The 25,051-nt window shown below is 62.2% G+C and carries 29 protein-coding genes and 2 riboswitches; of the genes, 10 read left to right on the top strand and 19 right to left on the bottom strand.

Features of this window, described 5'->3' with window-relative positions; translation table 11 throughout:
* Window positions 1-131: 131 nt before the first annotated feature.
* Window positions 132-347, top strand: a riboswitch (cobalamin riboswitch).
* Between the two features lie 99 nt (window positions 348-446).
* Window positions 447-2,336, top strand: coding sequence for a TonB-dependent receptor domain-containing protein (locus tag D7241_RS14445; protein ID WP_408102086.1), 1,890 nt, complete (start codon window positions 447-449; stop codon window positions 2,334-2,336).
* Between the two features lie 23 nt (window positions 2,337-2,359).
* On the opposite strand, the gene D7241_RS14440 is transcribed toward D7241_RS14445, so the two are convergent.
* The 10 genes from D7241_RS14440 to D7241_RS14395 all read right to left on the bottom strand — a co-directional run bounded on the left by D7241_RS14440 (window position 2,360) and on the right by D7241_RS14395 (window position 9,538).
* Complete coding sequence (locus tag D7241_RS14440; protein WP_408102085.1) at window positions 2,360-3,163, bottom strand: cobalamin-binding protein; 804 nt, start codon at window positions 3,161-3,163, stop codon at window positions 2,360-2,362.
* On the bottom strand, window positions 3,160-3,579 hold the full coding sequence (locus D7241_RS14435) for a hypothetical protein (protein ID WP_408102084.1): 420 nt from the start codon (window positions 3,577-3,579) through the stop codon (window positions 3,160-3,162). Before D7241_RS14435 ends, D7241_RS14440 begins: the two co-directional genes overlap by 4 nt.
* A complete protein-coding gene (gene ribA, locus D7241_RS14430; protein ID WP_255977279.1) occupies window positions 3,576-4,193 on the bottom strand; it encodes a GTP cyclohydrolase II in 618 nt (205 codons plus the stop codon). Before ribA ends, D7241_RS14435 begins: the two co-directional genes overlap by 4 nt.
* Window positions 4,194-4,339: 146 nt before the next feature.
* The gene (locus D7241_RS14425) at window positions 4,340-4,987 is read right to left on the bottom strand and encodes a TIGR02281 family clan AA aspartic protease (RefSeq protein ID WP_408102083.1); all 648 of its coding nucleotides are present in this window, start codon (window positions 4,985-4,987) and stop codon (window positions 4,340-4,342) included.
* Between the two features lie 87 nt (window positions 4,988-5,074).
* The gene (locus D7241_RS14420; RefSeq protein WP_408102082.1) at window positions 5,075-5,575 is read right to left on the bottom strand and encodes a phosphatidylglycerophosphatase A; all 501 of its coding nucleotides are present in this window, start codon (window positions 5,573-5,575) and stop codon (window positions 5,075-5,077) included.
* Between the two features lie 39 nt (window positions 5,576-5,614).
* A complete protein-coding gene (gene thiL, locus D7241_RS14415) occupies window positions 5,615-6,574 on the bottom strand; it encodes a thiamine-phosphate kinase (RefSeq protein ID WP_408102081.1) in 960 nt (319 codons plus the stop codon).
* A gap of 13 nt (window positions 6,575-6,587) precedes the next feature.
* Entirely contained in the window at window positions 6,588-7,073 is a 486-nt protein-coding gene (nusB, locus tag D7241_RS14410; protein ID WP_168424258.1) for a transcription antitermination factor NusB, read from the bottom strand.
* Window positions 7,070-7,546, bottom strand: coding sequence for a 6,7-dimethyl-8-ribityllumazine synthase (gene ribE / locus D7241_RS14405; RefSeq protein WP_408102080.1), 477 nt, complete (start codon window positions 7,544-7,546; stop codon window positions 7,070-7,072). Before ribE ends, nusB begins: the two co-directional genes overlap by 4 nt.
* A gap of 236 nt (window positions 7,547-7,782) precedes the next feature.
* Window positions 7,783-8,862: a bifunctional 3,4-dihydroxy-2-butanone-4-phosphate synthase/GTP cyclohydrolase II gene (ribBA, locus tag D7241_RS14400; RefSeq protein ID WP_255977290.1), complete on the bottom strand. Its 1,080-nt coding sequence runs from the start codon at window positions 8,860-8,862 to the stop codon at window positions 7,783-7,785.
* 13 nt (window positions 8,863-8,875) lie between these two features.
* Window positions 8,876-9,538 (bottom strand): riboflavin synthase, encoded by a 663-nt coding sequence (locus D7241_RS14395; protein ID WP_408102079.1) that lies wholly within the window; start codon window positions 9,536-9,538, stop codon window positions 8,876-8,878.
* Window positions 9,539-9,656: 118 nt separating this feature from the next.
* Window positions 9,657-9,933: riboswitch (FMN riboswitch) on the bottom strand.
* Window positions 9,934-10,327: 394 nt separating this feature from the next.
* On the opposite strand from D7241_RS14395, the gene D7241_RS14390 reads away from it, so the two are divergent.
* Complete coding sequence (locus D7241_RS14390; RefSeq protein WP_408102078.1) at window positions 10,328-11,077, top strand: hypothetical protein; 750 nt, start codon at window positions 10,328-10,330, stop codon at window positions 11,075-11,077.
* Between the two features lie 36 nt (window positions 11,078-11,113).
* Here D7241_RS14390 and ribD read toward each other — a convergent pair whose 3' ends face one another.
* The gene (gene ribD, locus D7241_RS14385) at window positions 11,114-12,223 is read right to left on the bottom strand and encodes a bifunctional diaminohydroxyphosphoribosylaminopyrimidine deaminase/5-amino-6-(5-phosphoribosylamino)uracil reductase RibD (RefSeq protein ID WP_408102077.1); all 1,110 of its coding nucleotides are present in this window, start codon (window positions 12,221-12,223) and stop codon (window positions 11,114-11,116) included.
* Window positions 12,220-12,687 carry a transcriptional regulator NrdR gene (nrdR, locus tag D7241_RS14380; RefSeq protein WP_255977298.1) on the bottom strand — a complete coding sequence of 156 codons (468 nt, stop codon included), beginning with the start codon at window positions 12,685-12,687 and terminating at the stop codon, window positions 12,220-12,222. The genes ribD and nrdR overlap by 4 nt, the downstream gene beginning before the upstream one ends.
* Window positions 12,688-12,801: 114 nt before the next feature.
* On the opposite strand from nrdR, the gene D7241_RS14375 reads away from it, so the two are divergent.
* The 4 genes from D7241_RS14375 to trxA all read left to right on the top strand — a co-directional run bounded on the left by D7241_RS14375 (window position 12,802) and on the right by trxA (window position 15,465).
* Window positions 12,802-13,230 (top strand): YbaY family lipoprotein, encoded by a 429-nt coding sequence (locus D7241_RS14375; RefSeq protein ID WP_408102076.1) that lies wholly within the window; start codon window positions 12,802-12,804, stop codon window positions 13,228-13,230.
* On the top strand, window positions 13,227-13,910 hold the full coding sequence (locus D7241_RS14370; RefSeq protein WP_408102075.1) for a class I SAM-dependent methyltransferase: 684 nt from the start codon (window positions 13,227-13,229) through the stop codon (window positions 13,908-13,910). The genes D7241_RS14375 and D7241_RS14370 overlap by 4 nt, the downstream gene beginning before the upstream one ends.
* Window positions 13,911-13,976: 66 nt before the next feature.
* On the top strand, window positions 13,977-14,507 hold the full coding sequence (gene thpR / locus D7241_RS14365) for an RNA 2',3'-cyclic phosphodiesterase (protein ID WP_408102074.1): 531 nt from the start codon (window positions 13,977-13,979) through the stop codon (window positions 14,505-14,507).
* 88 nt (window positions 14,508-14,595) lie between these two features.
* On the top strand, window positions 14,596-15,465 hold the full coding sequence (gene trxA / locus D7241_RS14360) for a thioredoxin (protein WP_408102073.1): 870 nt from the start codon (window positions 14,596-14,598) through the stop codon (window positions 15,463-15,465).
* Window positions 15,466-15,678: 213 nt separating this feature from the next.
* On the opposite strand, the gene D7241_RS14355 is transcribed toward trxA, so the two are convergent.
* From D7241_RS14355 to D7241_RS14345, 3 genes are all read right to left on the bottom strand, one after another.
* Window positions 15,679-16,272, bottom strand: a complete 594-nt coding sequence (locus D7241_RS14355) for an HAD family hydrolase (protein ID WP_408102072.1) — start codon at window positions 16,270-16,272, stop codon at window positions 15,679-15,681.
* The gene (tesB, locus tag D7241_RS14350) at window positions 16,269-17,138 is read right to left on the bottom strand and encodes an acyl-CoA thioesterase II (protein WP_255977311.1); all 870 of its coding nucleotides are present in this window, start codon (window positions 17,136-17,138) and stop codon (window positions 16,269-16,271) included. The genes D7241_RS14355 and tesB overlap by 4 nt, the downstream gene beginning before the upstream one ends.
* A gap of 76 nt (window positions 17,139-17,214) precedes the next feature.
* Window positions 17,215-17,778 (bottom strand): GNAT family N-acetyltransferase, encoded by a 564-nt coding sequence (locus tag D7241_RS14345; protein WP_408102336.1) that lies wholly within the window; start codon window positions 17,776-17,778, stop codon window positions 17,215-17,217.
* Window positions 17,779-17,856: 78 nt separating this feature from the next.
* Here D7241_RS14345 and D7241_RS14340 point away from each other — a divergent pair, with 78 nt between their 5' ends.
* Together D7241_RS14340 and D7241_RS14335 are read left to right on the top strand one after the other, a co-directional pair.
* The gene (locus D7241_RS14340) at window positions 17,857-18,777 is read left to right on the top strand and encodes a histone deacetylase (protein WP_408102071.1); all 921 of its coding nucleotides are present in this window, start codon (window positions 17,857-17,859) and stop codon (window positions 18,775-18,777) included.
* 46 nt (window positions 18,778-18,823) lie between these two features.
* A complete protein-coding gene (locus tag D7241_RS14335) occupies window positions 18,824-20,059 on the top strand; it encodes a TIGR03862 family flavoprotein (RefSeq protein WP_408102070.1) in 1,236 nt (411 codons plus the stop codon).
* Between the two features lie 96 nt (window positions 20,060-20,155).
* Here the strand turns inward: D7241_RS14335 and D7241_RS14330 are convergent, their stop codons facing one another.
* The 3 genes from D7241_RS14330 to D7241_RS14320 form a co-directional block, all read right to left on the bottom strand.
* Window positions 20,156-20,461, bottom strand: coding sequence for a DUF2845 domain-containing protein (locus tag D7241_RS14330; protein ID WP_408102069.1), 306 nt, complete (start codon window positions 20,459-20,461; stop codon window positions 20,156-20,158).
* A 232-nt stretch (window positions 20,462-20,693) separates the two neighbouring features.
* Window positions 20,694-22,019 carry a DEAD/DEAH box helicase gene (locus D7241_RS14325; protein ID WP_408102068.1) on the bottom strand — a complete coding sequence of 442 codons (1,326 nt, stop codon included), beginning with the start codon at window positions 22,017-22,019 and terminating at the stop codon, window positions 20,694-20,696.
* A 243-nt stretch (window positions 22,020-22,262) separates the two neighbouring features.
* Window positions 22,263-22,739, bottom strand: a complete 477-nt coding sequence (locus D7241_RS14320) for an NYN domain-containing protein (protein WP_408102335.1) — start codon at window positions 22,737-22,739, stop codon at window positions 22,263-22,265.
* A 265-nt stretch (window positions 22,740-23,004) separates the two neighbouring features.
* Between D7241_RS14320 and D7241_RS14315 the strand changes: the two genes are divergently transcribed.
* Together D7241_RS14315 and D7241_RS14310 are read left to right on the top strand one after the other, a co-directional pair.
* Window positions 23,005-23,685: a YciC family protein gene (locus D7241_RS14315; protein WP_408102067.1), complete on the top strand. Its 681-nt coding sequence runs from the start codon at window positions 23,005-23,007 to the stop codon at window positions 23,683-23,685.
* Window positions 23,686-23,750: 65 nt separating this feature from the next.
* Window positions 23,751-24,185, top strand: coding sequence for a VOC family protein (locus D7241_RS14310; RefSeq protein ID WP_408102066.1), 435 nt, complete (start codon window positions 23,751-23,753; stop codon window positions 24,183-24,185).
* Here the strand turns inward: D7241_RS14310 and D7241_RS14305 are convergent.
* Window positions 24,182-25,024, bottom strand: a complete 843-nt coding sequence (locus D7241_RS14305) for an SDR family oxidoreductase (protein WP_408102065.1) — start codon at window positions 25,022-25,024, stop codon at window positions 24,182-24,184. The two genes, D7241_RS14310 and D7241_RS14305, sit on opposite strands and share 4 nt — an antisense overlap.
* Window positions 25,025-25,051 lie beyond the last annotated feature (27 nt).

Genomic DNA, 25,051 nt, shown 5'->3' with positions numbered 1-25,051 from the left:
ACGCTCACCAATCCGCTAGCGCCGAAAGCCGCATCCAGACCCAAACGGTCTGCTCTGACCATCAATGCCTTACTCTGAGGCACCCCATTCTGCCGCTTGTCTTTCCCTCGTCCAGGCCGTAAGGTTCGCGCGTTTTTCCTATCCGCCCAGGTGTGCACGACCGCAAGGTCCGCATTAAACGGGAAGCCGGTGCGCTCGAACGAGCAAGGCCGGCGCTGCCCCCGCAACGGTAATCGACCGTGATCCACGGATCACCGCCCGCTCAACCGCCACTGTGCCCAGACACGGGAAGGCGAGCGCGGTGCGCGTCGAAAGCCCGGAGACCGGCCTGACGGATTCGACTGGTGTTGCGGAGGGCAGCACCGTCAAGCGCGGTCGCCTGTCATTACGCCCCTCGCTTGTTCCTGCCCTCCTCAAAAGCGATGAACTTTTGAGGATTGATTCTGATGAAACTGACCCGTCTTGCTTTGGCTGTGGCACTGCTGCCCGGCGTTCCGGCATTCGCCCAGACGCCGAGCCGCGAAGAGGCGCTGAAGCTCAGCGATACCGTTGTGTCCGCCAACCGTGTACCGCAACTGCGAACGCAGGCGGCGGCTGCAACGACCGTATTCAACCGCGCCGACATAGATCGCTTGCAGGTACGCAGCGTGGCCGAGCTGCTCGAGCGTGTACCCGGCGTCAACGTCGTACGCACCGGAGGTGCAGGGAGCCTTACCAGTCTGTTCGTTCGCGGCACTGCCAGCGGGCAGACGCTGATTCTGGTCGATGGCCAACGCATCGCCGCAGCGTCCAGCGGCACCAGCAGCCTCGAGTTTCTCAGCCCCGACCAGATCGAACGGGTGGAAGTCGTGCGCGGTGCGCGTTCCGCGCTGTATGGCTCCGACGCGATTGGCGGCGTGGTACAGATTTTTACTCGGCAAGGGAACGGTGCGGGGCTCAACCCTTATATGCGCCTCGGCGCGGGTAGCCATTCCACCTTCGAACGCAACCTGGGGTTGTCCGGAGGCAACGGCCAGACCCGCTTCAACGTCGGTGCCTCGCTGAACGAAACCGACGGCATCGACGCGACACGTCACGGTGACAGTCTGAACCGTGACGACGATGCCTATCGCAACCGCTCTCTCAGCGTGAACCTGGCGCATCGTTTCAACGAAACTCTGGAGGCCGGGGTAAGCGCGCTCGACCAGCGCGGCCAAATCGAATATGACGACGTCTTTGGTCCCTCCCGACCCACAACCGAGTTTCAACTCAGCACGCTGTCCGGTTTCGTCGACCTGCGGATCAACGACTATTGGAGCAGCCGCTTCGAGGCAGGTCATAGCGAAGACAAGCGCGACACCGGCAATGAGCTATCAGGTGCCACTGAGGACATGTTCTACAGCTTCGGCACTTATCGGGACTCGGCCAGTTGGGTCAACACGCTGACCCTCAACGACGATCATCAGCTCCTCCTCGGCGCCGATTGGTATGAAGACCGCCTGCATAGCACCATCGATTTTGTCGAAGAGTCGCGCTGGAACCACGCCGGATTTATCCAGCACCGTTACAACAGCTCCGCATTTTCTACCGAACTAGGGCTGCGGCATGACAAGAACCAGCAGTACGGCAGCGAGAACAGCTGGAATGCCGCCCTGACCGTACCTCTGGACCCACGCAACGATCTGATCGTCTCTTATAGCGAAGGCTTCCGCGCCCCGACGTTCAACGATCTCTACTATCCCGATGCGTGCTATTTCGGCACCTGTTTTTCCAGTGCGAATCCAGACCTTTCGCCTGAGCATTCCCGAAGCTATGAATTGCAATGGCGCAACCGCTATAGCGATAGCGGCTCGCTGGAACTGTCGATCTACCGTACCGACATCGAAGACGCCATCGTCTCGGACGCCAGTACCGGCTGGCTGCCCTACAACGTTCAGACGGCCCGCATCAACGGGTTCGAGGCCGCGCTCAGGCAGCAACTGTTTGGCTGGCAAACCGACCTTGCGCTCGGCCTGATCGATCCGCGCGACCGCGACAGCGGCAATATCCTGCCGCGCCGCGCCAAGCGCACGCTCAGTCTGGATCTGGATCGCCAGTTCGGAGACTTCACAATTGGCGCCAACTGGCGCGCTGTCAGTGGGCGCTACGATGATGCAGCCAACACCATCGAACTGGGTGGCTATGGTCTGGTTGGTCTGCGTGGCAGCTGGCAGGCGAGCCGTGAGGTCAGCCTGGAAGCCAAGCTGAACAATCTGTTCGACAAGGACTACGTGGAAGCGACCTACTCCAATGGCCTGGGTTACAACACCGAAGGCCGCACGGCTTTGTTCGCAGTAACCTGGACCCCATCGCTCTAAGCGTAGCCAGCGCAGGCACCCCTTCAGGGTCGTGCCTGCGCCATCACCTCGCAGAGCTTTTCAATCGCCTTGAGCATCTGGAAGCTCGGCCGCTCCAGTCCCTTGTCAGGCACTTCCCACAGCTGGCCCTTTCGTACCGCTGCAAGCTGCGGCCAGTCCGTCCATTCGGATAACTGCGCGCCGCTTCCAGCGAAGATCACGTCCGGATTGCGCGAAAGCACCGACTCGATGCTGACCTGCGGCGCCGGCAGACGAAGATCGGCGAACACATTGCGGCCGCCGCAGACTTCGATAGCGTCACTGATGATTTGCCGCCCGCCGACTGTATACAGCGGGCGATTCCAGATTTGATAGAACACCGCCAGCGGCTGCTCGCGGTGATAGCGCTGGCGCAGTTGATCCAGGCCCTCGGCGAACTGCTTCTGTAATTTGCGGCCCTGCTCGGCCCGTCCAACCCGCTCGCCGATCAGCGCGAACTGCCCAGCCAATTGCTCGAGCGAGGTCGGTTGCGCAACGAGCACCGGAATGTCGAACTGCGTGAGCTGGTCGCGTTGCGCGCGGCTGATGCTGTCGGGCCAGAGCAGTACCAAGGTGGGTTGCAGCGCGAGAAGGCTTTCCATTTCCAGCTGACCGATCCGCCCTACCGAAGGCACTCCGGTCAGCGCTGTCGGTCGATGCCCACCGTCGAGCACGCCGACCAACAGATCGGCTGCGTCCAGCTCCAACATGATTTCGCTAAGAGAAGGTGCCAGGCTGACAACCCGCTCCGCCGCTGTCAGCAAAGGCGAAATCAGCAACGCAACGAACAGCAGCAGCGCGCGCGTCATTGCAACTGACGCGGAACGCGATAGAGCACCAGTAATGCGAGGCTGCCACAGACCAGCAGCAACTGGGCGACAGGTTCGAGTCCGAGTGGCGCGCCGATCGCGGCCAGCCAGGCCGGCAAAGCCGCGACCCGCAAGGCGCGTAGCCGGATGGCACGCAATGCGGCCCAAGCCGCGGGCTCGGCATCGCTGCTCAGCGCCTTCTCAGTAGCGATCAACGCATGCTTGTAGGCGGTAAAACGGGGCAAATTGAAAAACAGCGTGGCGAGGCCGATTACGAACAGGGGCAAGGCGAGACGTTCACCGAGGCGGCCAGCCAGTTCGGGAAGCTGGCTGGTGATCAACACGGGTATGACGATAAATAACAGATACAGCCAACCATCACGTGACAGCTGGCGGCGCGCGGCAGTGCGGTTCACGACTGCTCGGCTTCGCCCTGGTGAATCTCGCCGAGCATATGGCCGAGCTTGCCGGCTTTGGTGGCGAGGTATTTGCGGTTGTGCGGGTTGTGCGCAACCTCCAGCGGCATGCGTTCGGCAACGCGGATGCCGAAGCCCTGCAACGCCTTCACTTTGCGCGGGTTATTGGTCATCAACTTGATCTCGGCAATACCCAAATGTTCGAGCATTGGCAGGCAGATCGCGTAGTCGCGCATGTCGGGGGCAAAGCCGAGACGCTCGTTGGCTTCGACAGTGTCGGCGCCGGCATCCTGCAGTTCGTAGGCGCGGATCTTGTTCAGCAGGCCGATACCACGGCCTTCCTGGCGCAGATAAAGCAGCGCGCCGCGTCCTTCTTCGGAAATCGCACGCAGCGCAGCTTCCAGCTGGAAACCGCAATCGCAGCGCAGACTGAACAGAGCATCACCCGTCAGGCATTCTGAATGCAGACGACCCAGTACGGGCTTGCCGTCTGCGACATCACCCAGCGTCAGTACGACATGTTCCTTACCAGTGTCCTGATCGAGAAAACCATGCATGGTGAACACGCCGAACGGCGTCGGCAGTTTGGAAGCGGCGACGAACACGACAGACACCGGAGGGACTCCAGAAAGGGGAAAAGCGGACATTGTAACAGCAGATACAAGTTTGAAGCTCAGGCCAGCCCAAGGATTCGCCGATACGCCATTTACTACAAAGCTCGTCCGTAGCGATGCTTCAAGCTACCGACTTCCTTCAACTTTCAAATTTTGGATTCGAGCTTCAGCACACCCTGATCCTCGCGCCAGCTAACCCTCCCGAGAAAGCTCATTCCGAGCAACGCCTCGGACGGCGACGCGCCTTCGACTACTACGGCTTCGACGCCCAGCACATCAATCGCGCCGACCTTTACGCTGTTGAAATTCACTCGCCAGGCTTTTGCCGTCCCGCTGGCAGTACTGACTACCATCTGCTTGCCATCGACGCGGTAATCGATACCCAGACGCCGCGCCTGAATTTCATTGATCGCCACCGAGGTGGCGCCGGTATCGACGAGAAACTGCACCGGCTGGCCATTGATCGAGCCGGCGACCCAGTAGTGGCCGCCCTGCCCCTGGGCGATGCTTAGCTGCCTGCGATCAGGCTCGGCAAAGCCGGTACTCAATTCACGACTGAGCCCATAACTACGCTCGACACCCTCGATGCGCAACACCGCGCCCCTCGAGTCGGCGCTGACTACCTCGACACCGCCCGGACCTACCTGACCGACCCGGACCAATTTGCGCTGGCCATCCACGTTCACCACGGCGGCACCTGGAAATAGCCCGACCACCTGTACCCGTGGCGCGGCCGCGCCGGCGAACGATAGCAGCGCCAAAGTGGCAGTGAGCATCAGGGCTACGGAACGCATCAGTGGCGACTTCCTTGAAAACGAGGCAGAACGGCATTCTTCCATGAGCACCATCATCGATACAGCGACCAGACGCACAGGTCGAACTCAGCTCAGCAACATCACCGCAAGATGCATCAGGCCGCACGCGGCGAAGCCGGCCAGAATATCGTCGAGCATGATCCCCAGCCCTCCGTGCACATCGCGATCGACCCAACTGATCGGCCAGGGCTTGGCGATATCCAGCACCCGAAACACAACGAATCCAAGCACCAGCCAGTACCAGCCTTCTGGCACCAACCAGAAGGTGATCCAGATACCCGCGAATTCGTCCCAAACGATGCCTTCATGGTCATGTACGCCCAGATCCTGGGCAACCTTGCCGCACAACCAGACCCCGAACAGCATGCTGGCGAGAATCAACAGCCCGTAAGCCCAAGGCGGCAACATCTGCCACAGCGGTACGAAAGCCAGCGCCAGCAGCGAACCCCAGGTGCCGGGCGCTTTGGGTAATGTTCCGGAGCCCAATCCGAACGCCAAGTTGTGCCAGGGATTGCTCCACACCGATAGCGGAATCGGCTCGGCAGTAGGCTGCAGGGAATCAGTCAAGCGGCTGTCCTCTCTGTTTTGACGGAGCTATCGAGCCGCTCAGCCACTGAAATGGTTGTAACCCTGACTGGCGAACGTGATGGCTCTGCCATCGGCAGCCAGCAGCTGCACGCCTTTACCCGTCACAACGCGACCGATCGCGTGAATCGGCCAGCCGGCGGCCAGCAATGCAGGCAGCTCATCGCTGGGTAAGGTAAATGCGAGCACGTAATCATCGCCGCCGGCCAGCCCGTACTGCAGCGCCTGGTTGCGCCCGCAGAACCGCACCAGCGCATCCGACACCGGCAGTTTTTCCTGTTCGATGCACAACAGGACACCGGACGCGGCGGCGATATGCCCGCAATCGGCCAACAGACCATCGGAAATATCCAGCGCCGAAGTCGCCTTGCCGCGCAACGCTTGACCCAGCGCCAGCTGCGGTTGTGGCAACCAGTAGTGCCGAAGCAATATCGCCGCCTCGGCCGTCCCCTGCTTTCGCTCGCCCAATACGATCGGCAGCGCGCCGGCCGCATCGCCAAGAGTTCCGCCTACACAGAGCAAATCCCCCGGCTGCGCGCCGCTGCGCACCAGCGCCTGACCAGCCGGCACCCGACCGAACACCGTCAACGTCATACTCAGCGGGCCGCGCGTGGTATCGCCGCCAATCAGGCGCATGGCGCAGCCTGTCGCCATCGCGTCCAGACCGCGAGCAAACTCGGAAAGCCAGCCGGAGTCGGCCGTAGGAAGCGTCAGCGCAAGGGTAAAACCGATCGGTGTAGCGCCCATTCCGGCAAGATCGCTGGTCGATACAGCGAGCGCGCGTTGACCAAGGAGATAGGGGTCGCAAGGGTCGGGGAAATGTACTCCGGCGACCAGGGTGTCAGTAGATACCGTGAGTTGCTCACCAGCCGAAAGCGCCAGCAAGGCGCAATCATCACCGATGCCCAACACGACTTCGCCGCCAGCCCTAGCACAAGCGGCGGCGGCGAAATAGTGGCGGATCAGCTCGAACTCACCCATCGCTCGGGCAGGCTCAGCGCTTGTGAGCGCTGACCTCGGCGCTGCGCAGACTGGGTGCCAGCTTGTCCAGTACGCCATTGACGAACTTATGCCCGTCGGTGGCCCCGAACACCTTGGCCAACTCGATACCTTCGTTGATCACCACGCGGTACGGCACATCGATGCGGTGCATCAGCTCGTAGGTGGACAGGCGCAGCACGGCCAGCTCCACCGGGTCGAGTTCTTCCAGCGGGCGATCGAGATGCGGCACGATGGCGCCGTCGACCTCGGTCTTGGCCCGCGCGACACCGGTCAGCAGCTCATGGAAGTAGTTGCCATCGACGCCGGAGAAATCGTTGTCGACGCGAAACTGCGCCTCGATTTCGTTCAGGCTCTGGCCCGCCATGTGCCACTGGTACAGCGCCTGCATCGCCAGGCTGCGCGCGACGCGGCGCGTCGCGATCTTGCCCTTGGCCTTCGGCTGCGGGGCGTCCTGGCTGTCGTCGTGATTGAGGCTCACTTGGCCTCCAGCTGCGCCAGCAGGCTCACCATTTCCAGAGCGGAGAGTGCGGCTTCGGCGCCTTTGTTGCCGGCTTTGGTGCCGGAGCGCTCGATAGCTTGTTCGATGGAATCGACAGTCAGCACGCCGAAAGCGACCGGCACGCCGAACTCCATGGAAACCTGGGCCAGGCCTTTGGTGCATTCGCCGGCGACGTATTCGAAGTGCGGGGTGCCGCCACGAATGACCGCGCCGAGGGCAATGATGGCATCGTATTCACCCTGCTGGGCGACTTTCTGCGCCACCAGCGGAATTTCGAAGGCACCCGGCGCACGGATGATGGTGATGGCATCTTCACGAATGCCGTGGCGCACCAGCGCATCGACAGCGCCGCTGACCAGGCTCTCGACGACAAAGCTGTTGAAACGGCCAACGACCAGGGCGAACTTGCCCTGCGGGGCGATGAAGGTACCTTCGATGGTCTTCAGTGTCATGGAAACAATCTCATATAGCGTTAAAGAGCTTTGGGCAATAGGCAGCCCGGCGGAGCAGCGCGTAGCGAGCGCAGGACAGACAAGGCGCAACGACCAACGGGAGTAACAGCCAAAGGCTGGCCCGAAGGGTGAGCGCAGCGAATCAAACAGGCGAGGCTGCGGAGTTTACTGTTGTAAATGAGCAAGCCGAGCCTATTTTCAACGCAGTATGTCCAAGCGCAGTAGCGCGGCAGCCCTTACTCAGCGGGCAGGTATTCTACAACTTCCAGATCAAAGCCGGATATCGCATTGAACTTCATCGGCGAACTCATCAGGCGCATCTTGCGCACGCCGAGGTCACGCAGAATCTGCGAACCGGCACCGACGGTGCTGTAGGTTGCCGGAGTCGGCAGTTGTTGACGGTTGAGTTGCGCCAGCAACTGCGGACCGGTCAGCGGGTTGCCCAGCAGCAGCACCACGCCGCTACCGGCTTTGGCCACTTCGCTCATTGCCGCTCGCAGGCTCCAGCGTCCCGGCACGGTCACCAGCAGCAGATCGCGCAGCGGCTCCATGTTATGCACGCGCACCAACGTCGGATTCTCCGGCGAAATATCGCCACGGGTCAGCGCCATGTGCACGGTGTCTTCGACGCCGTCGCGGTAGGTGACCAGCTTGAACTGACCCAACTCGGTTTCCAGCGGCTGCTCGGAAACCCGCTCGACGGTGCGTTCGTGAATCATGCGGTAGTGGATCAGGTCAGCGATGGTGCCGATCTTCAGCCCATGTTGCTCGGCGAACAGCTCCAGCTCCGGGCGACGCGCCATGGTGCCGTCGTCGTTCATGATTTCGCAGATCACTCCGGACGGTTCGAAACCGGCCATACGCGCCAGATCACAGGCGGCTTCGGTGTGACCGGCACGCGCCAGTACGCCGCCGGGCTGAGCCATCAGCGGGAATATGTGACCGGGGCTGACGATGTCCTCGGCCTGGGCATCCTTCGCCACCGCGGCCTGTACGGTGCGCGCGCGGTCGGCAGCGGAGATGCCGGTGGTCACGCCAACCGCGGCCTCGATGGATACGGTGAATTTGGTGCCGAACCCGGAGCCATTGCGCGGCGCCATCAGCGGCAGTTGAAGGAGTTCGCAACGCTCGCGAGTCATCGGCATGCAGATCAGGCCGCGTGCGAAACGGGCCATGAAGTTGATGTGCTCGGCGGTCACGCATTCGGAGGCGACGATGATGTCGCCCTCGTTCTCGCGATCCTCGTCATCCATGAGGATGACCATCTTGCCAGCGCGGATGTCTTCGATCAGTTCTTCAGCGGTGTTCAGAGCCATGGTGGCCGAGTCCTTATTTATTCAGGTAGCCGTGTTCGGCCAAGAAGCTTTCCGTCAGGCCCGAGGCATTCGGCTCGGCCGCCTTGTCACCCATCAGCAGGCGCTCCAGATAACGCGCCAGTAGATCCACTTCCAGATTTACCTGCCGCCCGGGGCGGTAGTCGACCATGATGGTTTCGGCCAGCGTGTGCGGGACGATGGTGAGCTCGAACTCCGCGCCGTTCACGGTATTTACCGTCAGGCTGGTGCCGTCGACCGTGATCGAACCTTTAAGCGCGATGTACTTGGCCAACTCACGCGGCGCGCGGATGCGGAATTGAACGGCGCGGGCATTTTCCTCACGCGCAACTACTTCGCCGACGCCGTCGACATGGCCACTAACAAGATGCCCGCCGAGGCGGCTGGACGGCGTCAGGGCCTTTTCCAGGTTCACCCGGCTGCCAGCCTTGAGATCGACGAAGGCAGTACGGGCCAAGGTTTCGCGACTGACGTCAGCCCAGAATCCATTGCCCGGCAATTCCACGGCAGTCAGGCAGACGCCATTGACCGCGATGCTGTCGCCGAGCTTGACGTCGGCCAGGTCCAGCTTGCCGGTTTCGACCAGCACCCGGACGTCGCCGCCCCTGGGCGTCATGGCGCGGATGGTCCCGATGGACTCGATTATTCCTGTGAACATGCGGCCTCCCGTGGAAGGCGGTTGAAACGATGCATATGACCAACTCCTGTTTTGGATAAAACAGGGCGCTGCAGATCGATAGGGAGTGGACGCGCGCACGGAAGGCGCCGTCAAGGCATCCCGCTCTCTCTTTATCCGGACTATACCGTCGGCCCCGGAATCACACCGGGTCTGCTGACCTTGTCGTAGACAAGCGCTCGCGGGCTAGACGCCATTGAAAGCTGCTGCGCCCACGGCATGCTTCGTTGTGATCCTCCTCGAAATGCTCATTTACCGCAGTAAACTCCGCTTTCTCGTCGAACCACGCCTTGCCTGCCCTGAGCTCGCTAGCTTTCAACCTTTGTAGCTGCGCCATTACCGCCGGTGGGGAATCTCACCCCGCCCTGAGAACGTGGGTCGGTTAGGACCCGGCGCAGTTTTTACCACAGATGAGCCGACTCTGCAGCCGGCAAACGACCGTTTGACTGTGCAGCAGAAAAAAATAATCGAGCTCGATCCGAGCCCGCGATGCTGTCCAAACAACTTTCAAGCGCAACGTGAAACTCCCGTTGTGCTTGTTTGTCCATAAGCATCGCATCGCCCCATACGGAAGCGGCCGCCGCGACGGTCCAGGCGATGACAGCAAGACGATCAGGATGGAACGTCGCTCCGGCATTACGTCGTACCGATACGCCGAGCCAGGATCAGCTCGTAGTTTGGCGATCCCCCCGCGTAGATCAGGCCGAGATCAGGAACACGCTCCGGACCATTACATGTGCCGAGAGGATGGATATGTCAGGGGATACGACTATGGATATGACGGCTGCGCAACGAGCGGTTGAAATCGACAGCAATGGCTTTGCAGTCCTGGAAAATTTCTTGTCCCCAGAGCTGCTCGAACAAGGCCAGGCCTTTATTGAGCAACAGGCAGAAATCCGCCTGGGTGAATATTTCGCCGTTCACGGCATTGAGGCAATGAACGGCAGCGTGCTGGCGACACTTGCCGCTTCCGCGCCACTCAGAGAAATGCTCGTTGAGCTCTACCGAGCGCAGACCGGTAAGGAGCCGTCACCAACCGAACAGGTCTTCCCGGTGATTCGCTGTCTGCAAGGCACAAGCGGCCTCAAACAATCGCATTTCTACCACTTCGACGCGACGGCGATCACCGCCCTGCTTCCATTGTTCATTCCGACCGAGGGCGAGCATTGTGGCGACCTGATCATCTTCCCGAACATCCGGCGGGTTCGCTTCAACGCACTGCGTAACGTGATCGAAAAGGCACTGATGCATAACACTGCCAGCCAGAAAATGATTGCGTTGGCCGTCAGGCGCGGCTGGTTGCGGCCGATCCGGCTGAAGTTGGTACCGGGCAATCTCTATCTGTTCTGGGGCTACCGCAGTCTGCATGCCAACGACCAATGCGACCCCGACATGCTCCGCGCCACCGCCCTGTTTCACTTCGGCAACCCTCACCATGACAGCCTGCTCGCCCGGCTGGTGCTCGGAACGAACAAGCGGCGCGCCAAGCTGGATCACAACGGGTTGCGGCCGGCAAACTGAGTACTGGACCGACAGTGCTCGGTCGTCTACGCGGGGTCAGCCAGCCGGACGGGCGATGATCCGCCAGTCATCACCGAACGCGCGGACATCCTCAATCTTCAGCTCACGCGCCTCGTTCATGCGCGCCAGTGGCAGATCGAGCAGCGGCCGAGCCGACGAACCGAGAAACTTGGCAGCGACGAATATCTGGTATTCGTCGATCAGGCCCAAAGCAGCGAAGGCGCCAGCCAGGCGCGGGCCGGCTTCGAGCAGCACTTCGTTGGTTCCACGACTGGCCAGTTCGCTCAGTAGGCCGCGCAGATCCACGCGACCATCGGGGCTCGCCAGCGTCAATAGCTCGTGGCCAGAAGCAACGTAATCCTCGGTGCGCCCGGTAGCGGAGGTCGCCACCAATGCTGGACCGGCCTGAAAAAAAGGCGCATCCAGCGGCACTCGCAAACGACCGTCGACCAGCACGCGTAGCGGCGGGCGCTGCAAGGCCAGCGCAGTCAGCTCCTCATCCAGCCCCAGCTCAGTAGCGCGTACCGTCAATCGGGCGCTATCCATCAGCACCGTGTCGGCACCTGTCAGCACCACGCTGGACTGAGCACGCAGGCGCTGTACTTCCGCACGCGCGGCCGGCCCGGTGATCCATTGGCTTTCGCCACTGGCCATGGCGGTGCGGCCATCGAGGCTCATCGCAAGTTTCGCGCGCAGGTAAGGCAGACCGGTTTCCATACGCTTGACGAAGCCGGCGTTCAGTGCCCGCGCTTCGTTTTCCAGTACGCCGCTGGTGACCTTGATGCCAACGCTACGTAACCGAGCCAGACCGCGGCCGGCCACCTGCGGATTGGGGTCCTGCATGGCAGCGACTACACGTGCGACACCAGCCTCGACCAACGCTTCGGCGCAGGGCGGCGTCCGTCCGTGGTGGCTGCAAGGTTCGAGCGTGACGTAAGCCGTCGCGCCTTTTGCGCGCTCGCCTGCCTGACGCAGTGCATGTACTTCGGCATGTGGCTCGCCAGCGCGCACATGCCAGCCTTCACCAACCAGCTCGCCGTCGGCAACGATCACACAGCCGACGCGGGGATTGGGATGCGTCGAATACAGCCCCTTGCGCGCCAGTTGCAGCGCGCGGGCCATCCAGGCGTGATCGGAAGTGTTCATTCGCTCTTTGCGGGCTCGCGGGATATACGTTCGATTTCCTCTCGGAACTCGTTGAGGTCCTGGAAGCGCCGATAAACCGAGGCGAAGCGGATATAGGCGACTTCATCGAGCTTCTGCAGCTCGACCATCACCAGCTCGCCCAGCACCCGTGACTTGATCTCGCGCTCGCCGGTGGCGCGCAGCCTGTGTTTGATGTGCGCGATCGCTTCTTCCAGACGCTCGACGCTGACCGGACGCTTTTCCAGTGCGCGCTGCATGCCGGCGCGCAGCTTTTCCTCGTCGAACGGCTGGCGGCTGCCGTCCTGTTTGATCAGCCGCGGCATCACCAGTTCAGCGGTTTCGAAGGTGGTAAAGCGCTCGCCGCAGGCGAGGCATTCACGGCGGCGGCGCACCTGATCGCCCTCGGCCACAAGGCGCGAGTCGATGACTTTGGTGTCATGTGCACCACAGAAGGGACAATGCATGGTTTAGAGCTGTCAGACGTCGGGAGAGCCATGGTAGCGCATCCCGTCGGCAAGACAAATCGAGCGGATTGTTGCTATACAGGCGCGTGTTAAAGCCATCTTCAGGAGCTGTCCGTGCGGTTACGCCCCTTTGTTTTGCCCGCTTTGCTGTTGCTGCTGGCTGGCTGTTCGAGCCAGGAGGCCCAGCGCCCCACCGCGCCCGTCACCTTCGAGGACCCGCCTCAGGCGACCACCCCGATGCACGAGCTGCATGGCAGCCTGATCGGCGTCCCGGCCGACAGCGAAGTCGAACTGGCCCTGCTGGAAGTCAACCGCCGTGACCAACCCGATCGTTTATTAAGCAACGTGAAATTGAAAGGTCGTGGCGGTGAGTTGCCGTTCATTCTCAAGTTCAACGCTGAGAACTTCCCCAAGAACAAACAGGCCGAGCTGCGAGGCCGAGTAACCCGCTCGGGGCAACTGATCATGCGTCTGCCGGCCGTGTTGGTGAGCAGCCCAGCCAGCCAATCCCTGGGCCCGCTACGACTGGTACCCGCACCTTGACGCCGCCCGCTGCGCTGCAGAAGGCGCTGGCCGAACTACTCGGCGAGGCCCGTTTAAGCGTCGAGAGGTTGCCTGACACCGATATTCGCCTGTGGCTGATCGATGCCGCGAACATGGACCGTGCTTTCAGCCCAGAGGAAACCCGGCGAATCATGAACGAGCCGCCCTATTGGTGTTTCTGCTGGGCCAGCGGCCTGGTGCTGTCGCGCTGGATCGCGGAGCGCCCCGAGTGGGTGCGCGGCAAGCGTGTGCTGGATTTCGGCGCGGGCTCCGGCGTCGCGGCGATCGCCGCAGCCAAGGCGGGCGCGGCGGAAGTGGTCGCGTGCGATCTCGATCCACTGGCCCTGGCTGCCTGCCGGGCGAATGCCGAGCTCAATGGCGTCCAGTTGAGTTATTCCGATGATTTTTTCGCCGAGGCCGATCGCTACGACCTGATCATCGTCGCCGATGTACTCTACGACCGCGCCAACCTGCCACTGCTGGACCAGTTCCTGAGCCGCGGCCGCGAAGCGCTGGTTGCAGATTCACGGGTGCGCGACTTCAAGCACCCGTTGTACAGCCGCCTGGAAATACTCGATGCATGCACCTGGCCGGATTTGGCCGAGCCAGCGGAATTCCGCCGGGTCAGCCTTTACCACGCCGAGAGACACGCCGAGGCTAAATCCCTGGCTGTCGGCTGAGGTCTACCGCTGGCAGTCGGCGTCTTTCGTCACTGCTGCATGAGGCGAGCACCAAAGGAGGACGTCATGACCACCGAGAAGCCCCTGCGTCTGTTCTTCGCGCTCCCCTGCCCGCCCGCGCTGGTGGAGGCCATCTGTAGTTGGCGCGACAGCCAACACTTCGACGGTCGCCCCGTCGCGCCGGCCAACCTGCACCTCACGCTGGCCTTTCTTGGCGGCCAGCCGGCTGCGAAGCTGGACGGCCTGAAGCAGCTCGGCAGTCATCTGCGCGCCGACGCATTCATGCTGCGGCTGGACCAGTTGCAGACGATCGGCCATGGCTTTACCTGCCTGATACCGAGCCAGGTACCGCCACCGTTGAGCCAACTGGTCGAGCAGTTGCATGCTGGGCTCTGCGTCCACGGTTTCGCCCTCGATTCGCGGCCTTTTCTGCCGCACGTGACGCTGTCGCGCGAGGCGCAGGTGCGGCCAGGCGCCAATCCCCCCGCATTCAAATGGTCGGTGGAACGCTTCGGTCTCTTCCTGTCTGAAAACACCGAAAACGGCGTGCACTACCGCGAGCTGGAGAACTGGCCGCTGACGGCGCCGAGCGGCTGAAGACCGGCTCGCGCCACTTGCTTCCGCTTCGGCGCGCCCCCACTTAACATGCACGCCTCTTTCGCATGCGCCCATTCCGAGACCTCCGATGAGCCAGACTCCCTACATTTTCGACGTCAGCAGCGCCAACTTCGAGCAACTGGTGCTGGAAAACTCCTTTCACAAGCCGGTGCTGGTGGACTTCTGGGCCGAGTGGTGCGCGCCCTGCAAAGCGCTGATGCCACTGCTGGCGAAGATCACCGAGGAGTATCAGGGCGAGCTGCTGCTGGCGAAGGTCAACTGCGATATCGAACAGGATGTCGTGGCCCGCTTCGGCGTGCGCAGCCTGCCAACCGTGGTGCTATTCAAGGACGGTCAACCGGTCGACGGTTTCGCCGGAGCTCAACCGGAGTCGGCCATCCGCGCCATGCTCGAACCCCACGTGCAACTCCCAGCTGCGCCGGATGCCGATCTGCTGGAAGCTGCCCAGGCGCTGTTCGCCGAAGGCCGCATCGGTGAGGCGGAAAGCCTGCTTAAGCAGCTCCTCAGCGAGGACAACGAGAACGCTGCCGCGCTGATTCTTTACGCGCGCTGCCTGGCCGAACGCGGCGAGCTGGGCGAGGCGGAAACGGTGCTCGGCGCGGTCAAGGGCGACGAGCATAAACAGGCCCTGGCTGGCGCCCGCGCTCAGCTGGCATTCCTTCGCCAAGCCAATGACCTACCGGAAGTCGCCGATCTCAAGAGCCGTCTGGCGCAGAATGCCGAAGATGATGAGGCGGCCTACCAGCTGGCGATCCAGCAGCTGGCACGCCAGCAACACGAAGCGGCTTTGGACGGCTTGCTAAAGTTGTTCGTGCGCAACCGCAATTACGCCGACGGCCTGCCGCACAAGACGCTGCTGCAGGTGTTCGACCTGCTGGGCACCGACCACCCGCTGGTCACGACTTACCGGCGCAAGCTGTATCAGGCGATTTATTGAGCTGAAATGCTTGCGTACATGAGCGCTGCAGGCTTGTCCGTAGAAGTTACGTGCTGACGCTGCCGATGATGCTGCGTCTTAAATCGCGAGCAAGCTCGCTCCTACAGGACAACAACCATCCTCTTTCGTAGGAGCGAGCTTGCTCGCGAACGCAGCCCCCTGCAGGATCGCCGTAAGCCAGGGCCTACTGACTACGCCGATACTCGCCCTGTTCTAGATTCCCATCTTTCGAAGCAGCTCCGCACAATCACGGGCATGCAAATCGGTCAGCTCGGGCCAAGGATTTTCCGGGACGTTGACCAACACGCCACGAGCGCCAGCCGCCTTCGCACATTCGAGATCGAAGCGGTAGTCACCCACCATCACCAGTTCGCGCGGCGGCACCGACCATTTTTCGGCGAGATGCAACAAACCGCCCGGATCGGGTTTGGGCGGTGCCTCGTCACGGCCGAGGATGTCTTCGGACGCAAAGCAGTCGCCCATGCCCACCGCCTGCAAAGTCACTAAGGCCAGCTCGTGAGCATTGCGCGTCAGCACACCGAGGCGGCAGCCACGATCACGTAGCGCATGTAGTAGTTCGAGCGCGCCCGGTGCAGGCGTGGCGGCGTAGGCCAATTCCCGTTCGTGTTCCAGCAGCCAAGCGCGCTTGCCTGCCGCTTCGTCAGCCGGCAGTGCGGCGAGGTGATGAAGGATGTCGTCGTCTTCGGGAATGTCCAGCGCCCGCTTGATCGCCGGAAAGTCATGCACGGCGATGGTCAGGGTGCCGTCCATATCGAACACCCAATGCCGCGCCTGAGCAAAATTCACTTCCAGTCCTCACGCACGCGAATCAGCCCTTCCTGAGCCACCGAAGCAACCAATTGGCCGGCGCGGTTGAAGATGCTGCCACGGGCGAATCCGCGGGCGTTGCCGGCCCATGGGCTGTCCATCGAATACAGCAGCCAGTCGTCGGCGCGGACTTCGCGGTGGAACCAGAGCGCATGGTCGAGGCTCGCCAGCTGGATAAACTTGCTCCACGAACTGACGCCGTGGGGCTGCAGCGCGGTGCCGATGAAGCTGAAGTCCGAGGCATAGGCCATCAGATACTTGTGCAGCGCCGGATTCTCCGGCAGCGAGCCATCGGCACGGAACCAGACGTGACGGATCGGCTCGATCGGCTGGGGGTTGGTTGGGTCCTGCAGCGTCACTGGGCGGATTTCAATAGGCTTGGGCCGACGCAGTTTTTCGGCGACTCGCTCGGGCACCAGCGGCGCCAACTTGTGCATCAGTTCCCACTCGCTGAGCAGGTTCTCCGGACCGACTACCTCAGGCATCTGCAACTGATGCTCGAAACCCGTCTCGTCCGCCTGGAACGAGGCACTGCACGTAAAGATGGTCTGGCCTTTCTGAATGGCACTCACGCGGCGGGTGGTGAAACTGCCGCCGTCACGAACCCGGTCGACGTCGTAGACCACCGGCAGATGTGAATCGCCGGGACGCAGAAAATACCCGTGCATCGAATGCACATGCCGTTCCGGCGCGACCGTCTGACTGGCGGCAGACAGCGCCTGACCGACTACCTGGCCGCCGAACAGCTGCGGAAAACCCAGATCCTGGCTAGCGCCGCGAAACAGGTTTTCCTCGATGCGTTCCAGCGACAGCAGGTTCACCAGGGTATCGAGTGTGTCGGTCATGGGTTCTTCCTTTATACGGGCACGGGGCAAGCCGGCAATGTTACGGATTCCTCCGGATGCGCTCCAGCAATTGCGCTTATCGTCGCGTATCTATCCAATTGTCGCGCTGTAATCGATACAACACGTGGGGGCGCAACGGATGCCCCTCTGCAAGTGCTGGATGCTCGAAGTCGCCTAGCGGGTCCTTTTGCATGCCGAGCGCGCACATCAACTGACAGGACGGTTCGTTGAGCCCAGCGGTATACGCAACCACTTCAGGAAGCCGTAGCCGCTCGAATGCGCAGGCCAGCGCCGCCCCGGCCGCTTCGCGCGCCAGACCCTGCCCCCAATACTCATGAGCGAGCCGCCAGCCGATTTCCACTGCCGGGCAAAAGGCCAATTGCAGGCGGCTCCAGGCCAACCCCGTCATACCGACGAAGCGCCCGTCATCCTTGCGCTCCAGCGCCCAGTAACCGAAGCCGTGGCGAGCGAAATGTATACGGCAGCGCGCCATCGTTGCCGCACTTTCGTCGCGTGAAAGCGGCGCCGGAAAATAACGCATCACCAGCGGATCGCCGCACATTTGCGCCAATGAATCGAGATCAGCATCTCGCCAGCCACGTAATCGCAGGCGTGGCGTTTCCAGTTCAATGCGCTCCATCGGTTCTTCCATGCTGTGTCCTTGAGGGGTTTGCTGCCGAATCGGCATACTTGCGGCTGACCATTCGGGCGCCGATCAATGTCTTTACCGTTGGTGTTTCACGACGACTACAGCCCACCGCTGCCGCCAGGGCATCGCTTCCCCATGGAGAAGTTTCGGCTGCTGCGCGATCACCTTGTCGATAGCGGTTTGACAACAGACGAAGCGCTGTTGCGCCCTGAACTTTGTCCGATTGATGTTCTCGCGCTGGCCCATGATCGGGCGTACGTCGAACGCTACTGCAGCGGCGACATGAGCCGCGAGGAGCTGCGTCGCCTGGGCCTGCCCTGGAGTCCGCAATTGGCGCAGCGCACCGTCCGTGCGGTGGGCGGCTCGCTGCTGGCTGCGGAACTCGCGTTGAAACACGGGCTGGCCTGTCATCTGGCCGGCGGCACCCACCATGCCCATTACGATCATGCTTCGGGTTTTTGCATCTTCAATGATTTGGCGGTGATCGCGTTGTCGCTGCTCGAAAGCGGCCGTGTCGGTCGCGTGCTGATCTTCGATTGCGACGTGCATCAGGGCGACGGCACCGCGCGGATTCTCGAAAATATCGCCGACGCCGTAACGGTTTCACTGCACTGCGAGAAGAACTTCCCAACACGCAAGGCGCGAAGCGATTGGGACGTCGGTCTGGCTGCCGGACTCGGCGACGCCGACTATCTAAAGGTAGTCGACGACACGCTCAATTACCTGCTGCCGCTGTATCAGCCGGATCTGGTGCTCTATGACGCGGGCGTCGACGTACACCGTGACGATGCGCTGGGTCTGCTCAACCTCAGCGACGAAGGTCTGGCGATGCGCGACAGTGCGGTGATCGAGCATTGCCTGGGTCGTGGCATTCCGGTGGTCGGCGTGATCGGCGGCGGCTACGACAAGGACCGCGCCTTGCTCGCCCGACGCCATGCACAGCTGCATTTCAGCGCGGCCGAGGCATGGCAGCGCTACGGGCTGGGCTGAACAGCCGCTACAATGCCCGTCCCGTGACGTTCGCCAGGCCACTGCCATGACACCGCCAGCCCCTTCCTCCCGCATCGCCATCATTGGCGGCGGCCCCGCCGGCCTGATGGCGGCCGAGGTGCTGAGCCAGGCCGGCGTGGCGGTGGACCTGTACGACGCCATGCCCTCGGTGGGCCGCAAGTTCCTGCTGGCCGGCGTCGGCGGCATGAACATCACCCATGCCGAGGATTTCACCGCGTTCATCGGCCGCTACCGCGAACGGGCCGGCGAGCTGCGCCCGTTGCTCGAAGCCTTCGGCCCCAACGCGTTGCGCGACTGGATACACGGCCTGGGTTTCGACACCTTCGTCGGCAGCTCCGGCCGCGTCTTCCCCACCGATATGAAGGCTGCGCCGCTGCTACGCGCCTGGCTCAAGCGCCTGCGCGAAAACAGCGTGCATATCCATACTCGCCAGCGCTGGCTGGGCTGGAGCGAAGACGGACGGCTGCGTATCGCCGGTCCCAATGGCGAAAGCCTGCTCGCCCCGGATGCCACGCTGCTCGCCCTGGGCGGCGGCAGCTGGGCGCGGCTGGGTTCCGACGGCGCCTGGGTGCCGCTGCTGCAGGCTCGCGGCATCGCCATCGCACCGCTGCAGCCAGCCAACTGTGGTTTCGAGGTGGCCGGCTGGAGTGCACATCTGGTCGAACGCTTCGCTGGCGCCCCGCTGAAGACCGTCACTCTCGCGCTGCTCGGCGAAACCCCGCGCAAGGGCGAATTCGTTCTCACCGCAAAGGGCATCGAAGGCAGCCTGGTCTACGCACTCTCGGCGCAAATCCGCGAGCGCATAAACCAGCAAGGCTCGGCCAGCATCCTGCTCGACCTGCTGCCGGATCGCTCGCAGCAACAGATCGCCACCGCCCTGGCCAAACCGCGCGGCTCGCATTCCATGGCCAAGCACCTGCACCGCCAGCTGCGCCTGGATGGCGCCAAGGCCGCCCTGTTGCGCCAACTGGCGCCAGCGGACGCCTTCGACGACCCGCAACGCCTGGCGAACGCAATAAAAGCGTTGCCAATCACGCTGCTGCGCCCGCGCCCATTGGATGAAGCCATCAGCAGCGCGGGCGGCGTACAGTTCGGAGCGCTGGACGAAAATCTGATGCTGCGCCAGCTCCCGGGCATGTTCTGCGCTGGCGAAATGATGAATTGGGAAGCCCCCACTGGCGGCTATCTGCTCACCGCCTGCTTCGCCAGCGGACGTGCGGCGGCCGAGGGGATATTGCGTTGGCTGCGCGCACGCGGGTAGACCAGCGCAAACGCCGCAGAACTCACCCCGTAGGGTGGGTTTTAACCCACCACAAATACGTTATCCAACGTCACCCCGCTGCGCCATTTCCACGGTCTACCTCTCCCGTTCCATCCGGATTTCAACCAGTCGCTCGTCGATAAAGCGCAGATGGTAGTACGCGCCATTTCTCGGCCCATATACCCAGCGATCAACCTTGACGGCGCCCCACTGAGGAACGCCGTCGCTTCGCAGCACTGGCCCCTCGGAGGTTTGATCGTCGGCGGGGCCGCACTTGGCCTCGACCTGCTCGCTCGTATCATCCAGCTGAACCAGGCCGATGCCACATCTCATGGATGCCTGTGCACCGGTGCAGAAGAACGAGCCGGATAACAGGATCACCGCAATCGTCTTGCTTCCCATATCTCATCACCTCGAACCCTGACCTCGGTGCATCGTCCCACAAATACTCGGCTCGTAGGGTGGGTCGGGCGGCGTTCCGCTTCAGCCCACCGTCAAGAAGAGCTATCGGAGCAGGACTTATGGGTGGATTGAAGCAGAGCGCGACCGGGGGGCCTACCGATTGATCGCCGCCCTGGCTCCGCGTCGGAACCCATGACACGGCTGGCATCGCCATTCAACCTGCCCGAATTTACTAGCGCTTCTTCGCGGGCTTCGCCCCGCCCAGGCTCGGCACCTTGCGGATCGGTTTGGCGTTGGGCTTCTCGCTTTCGTCAAACCAGTTGCCTAAATGGACACGGCCTTTGCCAGCGGCTTCCTTGGGCTTTTTCGGTTTCTTCGGCTTCTTGATGATCAGCCCGCCGGGCTGGGTGGCCGGCACCCGGTGGTCGGGGACGAAGCCCGGTTCGTCGTGCCGCGGTAAGACCTGTTGAATCAGCGTCTCGATTGCCGCGAGCTGATCGACTTCGTCGGCGGCGACCAGCGACACCGCTTCACCTGTAGCACCGGCACGGCCGGTGCGGCCAATCCGGTGTATGTAGTCTTCAGCGACGATAGGCAGGTCGAAGTTAACTACTTGCGGCAGATCGTGAATATCCAGCCCACGCGCCGCCACGTCGGTTGCGACCAGTACCTGCACCTCACCGGCTTTGAAGCGTTCCAGTGCGCGCAATCGCGAAGCCTGCGGCTTGTCGCCATGGATCGCATCGCTGGAAATCCCCTGCGCCTGCAACTCATCCACGAGCTGATCGACACCCTTGCGCGTCTTGACGAACACCAGTACTTGGCCCCAGCGCTTTTCCGCCAGAAGATGCAGGAACAGCTCGGACTTGCGCTTCTTGTCCACCGGCACCAGCCACTGCTTGACCGTCTTGGCGGCAGCGTTGCGCGGGCTGACTTCGATGGACAGCGGGTCGCGCAGCAACTCGCCAGCCATCTGTCGGATCGCATCGGAAAAGGTCGCTGAAAACAGCAGGGTCTGGCGCTTTTTCGGCAGCGCGCTGAACAGCGCGTCCAACTCTTCCGAGAAGCCGAGGTCGAGCATGCGGTCGGCTTCGTCCAGCACCAGCGCTTGGACCTGGTTGAACTTCACCGCGTTCTGCCGATACAGGTCCAGCAACCGCCCCGGGGTCGCCACCAGCACGTCGATGCCCTTGCGCAGGGCCATCATCTGCGGATTGATGCTGACGCCGCCATACACAGCGTAAGTGCGCAGCGGCAGGTTCTGCCCGTATGTGCGGAAGCTTTCGTGCACCTGCTCGGCCAGTTCACGGGTCGGCACCAGCACCAGTGCGCGGACCGAATTGCTGGTGACCTGCGCGCCTTGCTGGGTCAGGCGCTGCAACAGCGGCAAGGCGAACCCGGCAGTCTTGCCAGTACCGGTCTGCGCGGCGGCCATCAGATCGCGGCCCTTGAGCACGGCCGGGATCGCCTTGGTCTGAACCGGCGTCGGCTTGGTGTAATCGAGTGATTCGAGGGTACGCAGCAGCGGATCGATCAGGCCCAGGGAGGCGAAGGTCATGGCAAGAACCGGACGATAAAAACGAGGTGGGCAGTTTACTCGGAAAAAGGTTAGCGGCTGGAGGCTCAAAGCTGTTTCCCCTCACCCCAACCCTCTCCCCGACTACGCAACGTGTTTTGACCGGAACATGGCGCAGGGGAGAGGGAGCTGCTCCGGCGCGGAAGCGAACGAAGGCTTCACGCTTCACGTTGAGAACCGCTCTTCGCGTCCAGCCTTTCCAGCCTCCAGCGCTTTTCTCGGCATTTATGACTTCAACAGCAACCTGCCCTCGATCGGCACATAACGCGTCGCGGCGCGGATCAGTGAATTTGCTGTCAGGCCCGGCGCGCCGTAAGCCGTGGCTTCCGCACCACCGGCGCGCACGCGATCGAGCAGCAGGTCGAAGTCACCATCGCCGGAGGCCAGCACCACTTCGTCGACGCGCCCGACGGCGTCCAGTACATCAATGGTGATGCCGACATCCCAGTCGCCCTTGGCCGAGCCATCGCTGCGCTGGATATAGGGCTTCAATTTCACGGTGAAGCCGAGGTTGCGCAGGATCTGCTGGAATTGCTGCTGTTTGGCGTCGCCGCGGTCGATGGCATAGGCATAGGCCTCGACGATCTCGCCGCGATCGCTGACCTCAGCCCACAGGGCGGAATAGTTGAAATGGCAGCCGTGGGCCTGGCGCACCGTGTAATAGAGGTTCTGCACATCGGCAAACAAGGCGATCTTTTTCACGCAGCGGCCTGAACGATTGGGAGGTCGGCCAGTATGGACGGCAAAATCGTTGCTGTCGTCGGTACCCTGCAGTTGCAGCCTATGGGCAAAATGGCTGTGTGTCCGCCCTGCATCTGACCGAGTCACGATCACGTGCGCTTATGGAAAAAGAGCACGACTCACATTCCTATAGAGAGCATCTTGAGACGCGGCATAGCCCAGCGCAGTTGCTATCGACGACCTGCTAAAGTGCGCGCCTTGATTTTCCGAGATTGTTTCGACTGCAATGAATGTCCTATCGATCCTCCGCGACGCCTGGTTCTTCTATTCCCGCAATCTGGCTTCCATCGCACGCCTCTGCCTGCCGCTGATTGCGCTGGAGAGTTGCACCAGGCTTATTGTCGAGCACTGGTTCGGCAAGGGTGCGTTGCCGGCGCAGGAGCTGCTGGTCGGCATGGTGTTCTATCCGCTGTACATCGGCGCGTTGATTCTGTTTCTCGACGCCCGTAGCCGCGGCCATGCGCCGCCACTGCGGGAGGTGCTGGCTCGTGCGCTGCCGCTCTGGCCGTCCTTGGCGGTGCTGGCCGGGCTGGGCACGCTGCTGATCATGCTTGGCGCTTCGCTGTTCGTGCTGCCTGGGCTCTGGATCATGGTCAAGATCGCCTTTGCCGAGTATCTCCTGGTGCTGCGCGGCTTGAGCCCGCTGGCCGCGCTGAAAGAGAGTTTCCTGCAGACTCGCGGGCATTTTCTGCTGCTGCTCGGCTGCATCCTCGCCGTGCTGCTGCCGCTATGGATTCTCGAAGCCTGGCTTGCCGCACATTTCTGGGCCGGCGAGACTCCGCCCGGATTGCTTGCCGTGCTGGTCGATAGCGCCGTCGGGCTGGTCCAGCTGCTGGCGACGGTGGTCCTGTTCCGCTGCTTCATGCTGTGCAGCGAGCCGGCCGTCCGCCTTGAGGAAAAAAACTAGCGGCCAGGCGGCAAGCGGCGACCCACCGAGCTAGGCTTGGCTGTCCATCTCCGGAGGACTCCGCCATGGCCGAACAGAATCCCAGCATCCTTTCCCACGTCTCCCTCGGCAGCAACCGCTTCGAGCAGGCCTGCGCCTTCTACGATCAAGCCCTCGCCGCGCTTGGCTGCAAACGCATCCTGGCCCACCCAGGCGCGGTAGCCTGGGGCCGCGAATATCCGGAATTCTGGGTGCAAACGCCTATCGACGGCCAGCCAGCCAATGTCGGCAACGGTACGCATATCGGCTTCTTCGCCCCGGACAAGGCATCCGTCGATGCATTCCATCGTGCCGCGATGGCCGCAGGCGCAACCGACGAAGGCGCCCCTGGACCGAGAGAGGAATACGGTGCGCCCTATTACGGCTGCTTCCTGCGCGACCTCGACGGTCACAAGATCGAAGCGGCGTATTGGGATATGGAACTTGTCCAGCAGCTGTACGGCGACGCATCGACGAGTTAACTGGCGCCTTGTGAGCTCCTCGAACTGGCCAGACGTGGCAGCAGCAGGTGTTCGAACAGTCGCGGAAACCAGCGCGCCACTAGCCGTGCGCGCCAATCAATGTTGGATAACACCAGCAACCGGCGCCTCTTCAGCGCGCCCTGATAGATGGCCTCGGCAACATCCTGCGGCGCCGCCACACGGCCCATGGTCAGCGCCGGCTGCGGCGCAGTAGAGCCGTCGCCGACCAGCACGTTCTTGCGCAGATCGGTGGCGGTGTAGCCCGGACAAACCAGCATCACGTTAACGCCCGTATCCGTCAGCTCGCTACGCAGCGTTTCGAACAGGCCATGCAGTGCATGTTTGCTGGCGTTGTAAGCGCCGCGATCAGGTACCGGTGCGTATTGCGAAAGCGAGCTGAGCACGATGATTTGCCCACGACGCGCCAGCAGGCTTGGTAGTGCGGCCTGGGTGCAATGCAAGGCGCCGTAGAAGTTGACCGCCATGATCCGCTCGAATACTCCCAAATGGGTGTCGGCGACACGGCTGCGGTGTGTGATGCCCGCATTGTTGACCAGCACGTCGATACCGCCGAAGCGCTCGACCATCAGCGCCACCGCCTGCTGAACGGCGATCACGTCTGATACATCGCAGCGCAGTCCCAGTGCGTCGGCGTTGTGGTGGTCGGCCAGATGCTGTACCAAGCCATCGAGTGCGTTCTGATCGAGATCGAAGATCACCAGCCGCGCGCCAGCCTGGGCCATCCGCTCGGCCAGAGCGCGGCCGATTCCCGCGCAGCCGCCTGTGATCAGTACGACCTTGCGATCGAACACCTTGCTGGCGAATACCTTGCGATACATAAACCACTCCATCCGGGGCTGAACAGG

Source organism: Stutzerimonas sp. VN223-3 (genome assembly GCF_045999685.1).
GTDB classification, from domain to species: Bacteria; Pseudomonadota; Gammaproteobacteria; order Pseudomonadales; family Pseudomonadaceae; genus Stutzerimonas; species Stutzerimonas stutzeri_AR.
Note: the sequence above shows the minus strand (reverse complement) of the source record. Positions and strands in the feature narration are given on the sequence as shown.

Bases quoted from the DNA above. Each gene is read 5' to 3' on its own strand.
- nrdR (WP_255977298.1), bottom strand. From the start codon at position 12,687: ATGCATTGTCCCTTCTGTGGTGCACATGACACCAAAGTCATCGACTCG.
- D7241_RS14315 (WP_408102067.1), top strand. From the start codon at position 23,005: ATGAATGTCCTATCGATCCTCCGCGACGCCTGGTTCTTCTATTCCCGC.
- D7241_RS14395 (WP_408102079.1), bottom strand. From the start codon at position 9,538: ATGTTCACAGGAATAATCGAGTCCATCGGGACCATCCGCGCCATGACG.
- D7241_RS14305 (WP_408102065.1), bottom strand. From the start codon at position 25,024: ATGTATCGCAAGGTATTCGCCAGCAAGGTGTTCGATCGCAAGGTCGTA.
- thpR (WP_408102074.1), top strand. From the start codon at position 13,977: ATGACCACCGAGAAGCCCCTGCGTCTGTTCTTCGCGCTCCCCTGCCCG.
- D7241_RS14390 (WP_408102078.1), top strand. From the start codon at position 10,328: ATGGATATGACGGCTGCGCAACGAGCGGTTGAAATCGACAGCAATGGC.
- D7241_RS14345 (WP_408102336.1), bottom strand. From the start codon at position 17,778: ATGGAGCGCATTGAACTGGAAACGCCACGCCTGCGATTACGTGGCTGG.
- thiL (WP_408102081.1), bottom strand. From the start codon at position 6,574: ATGGGTGAGTTCGAGCTGATCCGCCACTATTTCGCCGCCGCCGCTTGT.
- D7241_RS14340 (WP_408102071.1), top strand. From the start codon at position 17,857: ATGTCTTTACCGTTGGTGTTTCACGACGACTACAGCCCACCGCTGCCG.
- D7241_RS14330 (WP_408102069.1), bottom strand. From the start codon at position 20,461: ATGGGAAGCAAGACGATTGCGGTGATCCTGTTATCCGGCTCGTTCTTC.
- D7241_RS14335 (WP_408102070.1), top strand. From the start codon at position 18,824: ATGACACCGCCAGCCCCTTCCTCCCGCATCGCCATCATTGGCGGCGGC.
- ribD (WP_408102077.1), bottom strand. From the start codon at position 12,223: ATGAACACTTCCGATCACGCCTGGATGGCCCGCGCGCTGCAACTGGCG.
- tesB (WP_255977311.1), bottom strand. From the start codon at position 17,138: ATGACCGACACACTCGATACCCTGGTGAACCTGCTGTCGCTGGAACGC.
- trxA (WP_408102073.1), top strand. From the start codon at position 14,596: ATGAGCCAGACTCCCTACATTTTCGACGTCAGCAGCGCCAACTTCGAG.
- D7241_RS14440 (WP_408102085.1), bottom strand. From the start codon at position 3,163: ATGACGCGCGCGCTGCTGCTGTTCGTTGCGTTGCTGATTTCGCCTTTG.
- D7241_RS14425 (WP_408102083.1), bottom strand. From the start codon at position 4,987: ATGCGTTCCGTAGCCCTGATGCTCACTGCCACTTTGGCGCTGCTATCG.
- D7241_RS14325 (WP_408102068.1), bottom strand. From the start codon at position 22,019: ATGACCTTCGCCTCCCTGGGCCTGATCGATCCGCTGCTGCGTACCCTC.
- ribE (WP_408102080.1), bottom strand. From the start codon at position 7,546: ATGACACTGAAGACCATCGAAGGTACCTTCATCGCCCCGCAGGGCAAG.
- D7241_RS14310 (WP_408102066.1), top strand. From the start codon at position 23,751: ATGGCCGAACAGAATCCCAGCATCCTTTCCCACGTCTCCCTCGGCAGC.
- ribBA (WP_255977290.1), bottom strand. From the start codon at position 8,862: ATGGCTCTGAACACCGCTGAAGAACTGATCGAAGACATCCGCGCTGGC.
- D7241_RS14445 (WP_408102086.1), top strand. From the start codon at position 447: ATGAAACTGACCCGTCTTGCTTTGGCTGTGGCACTGCTGCCCGGCGTT.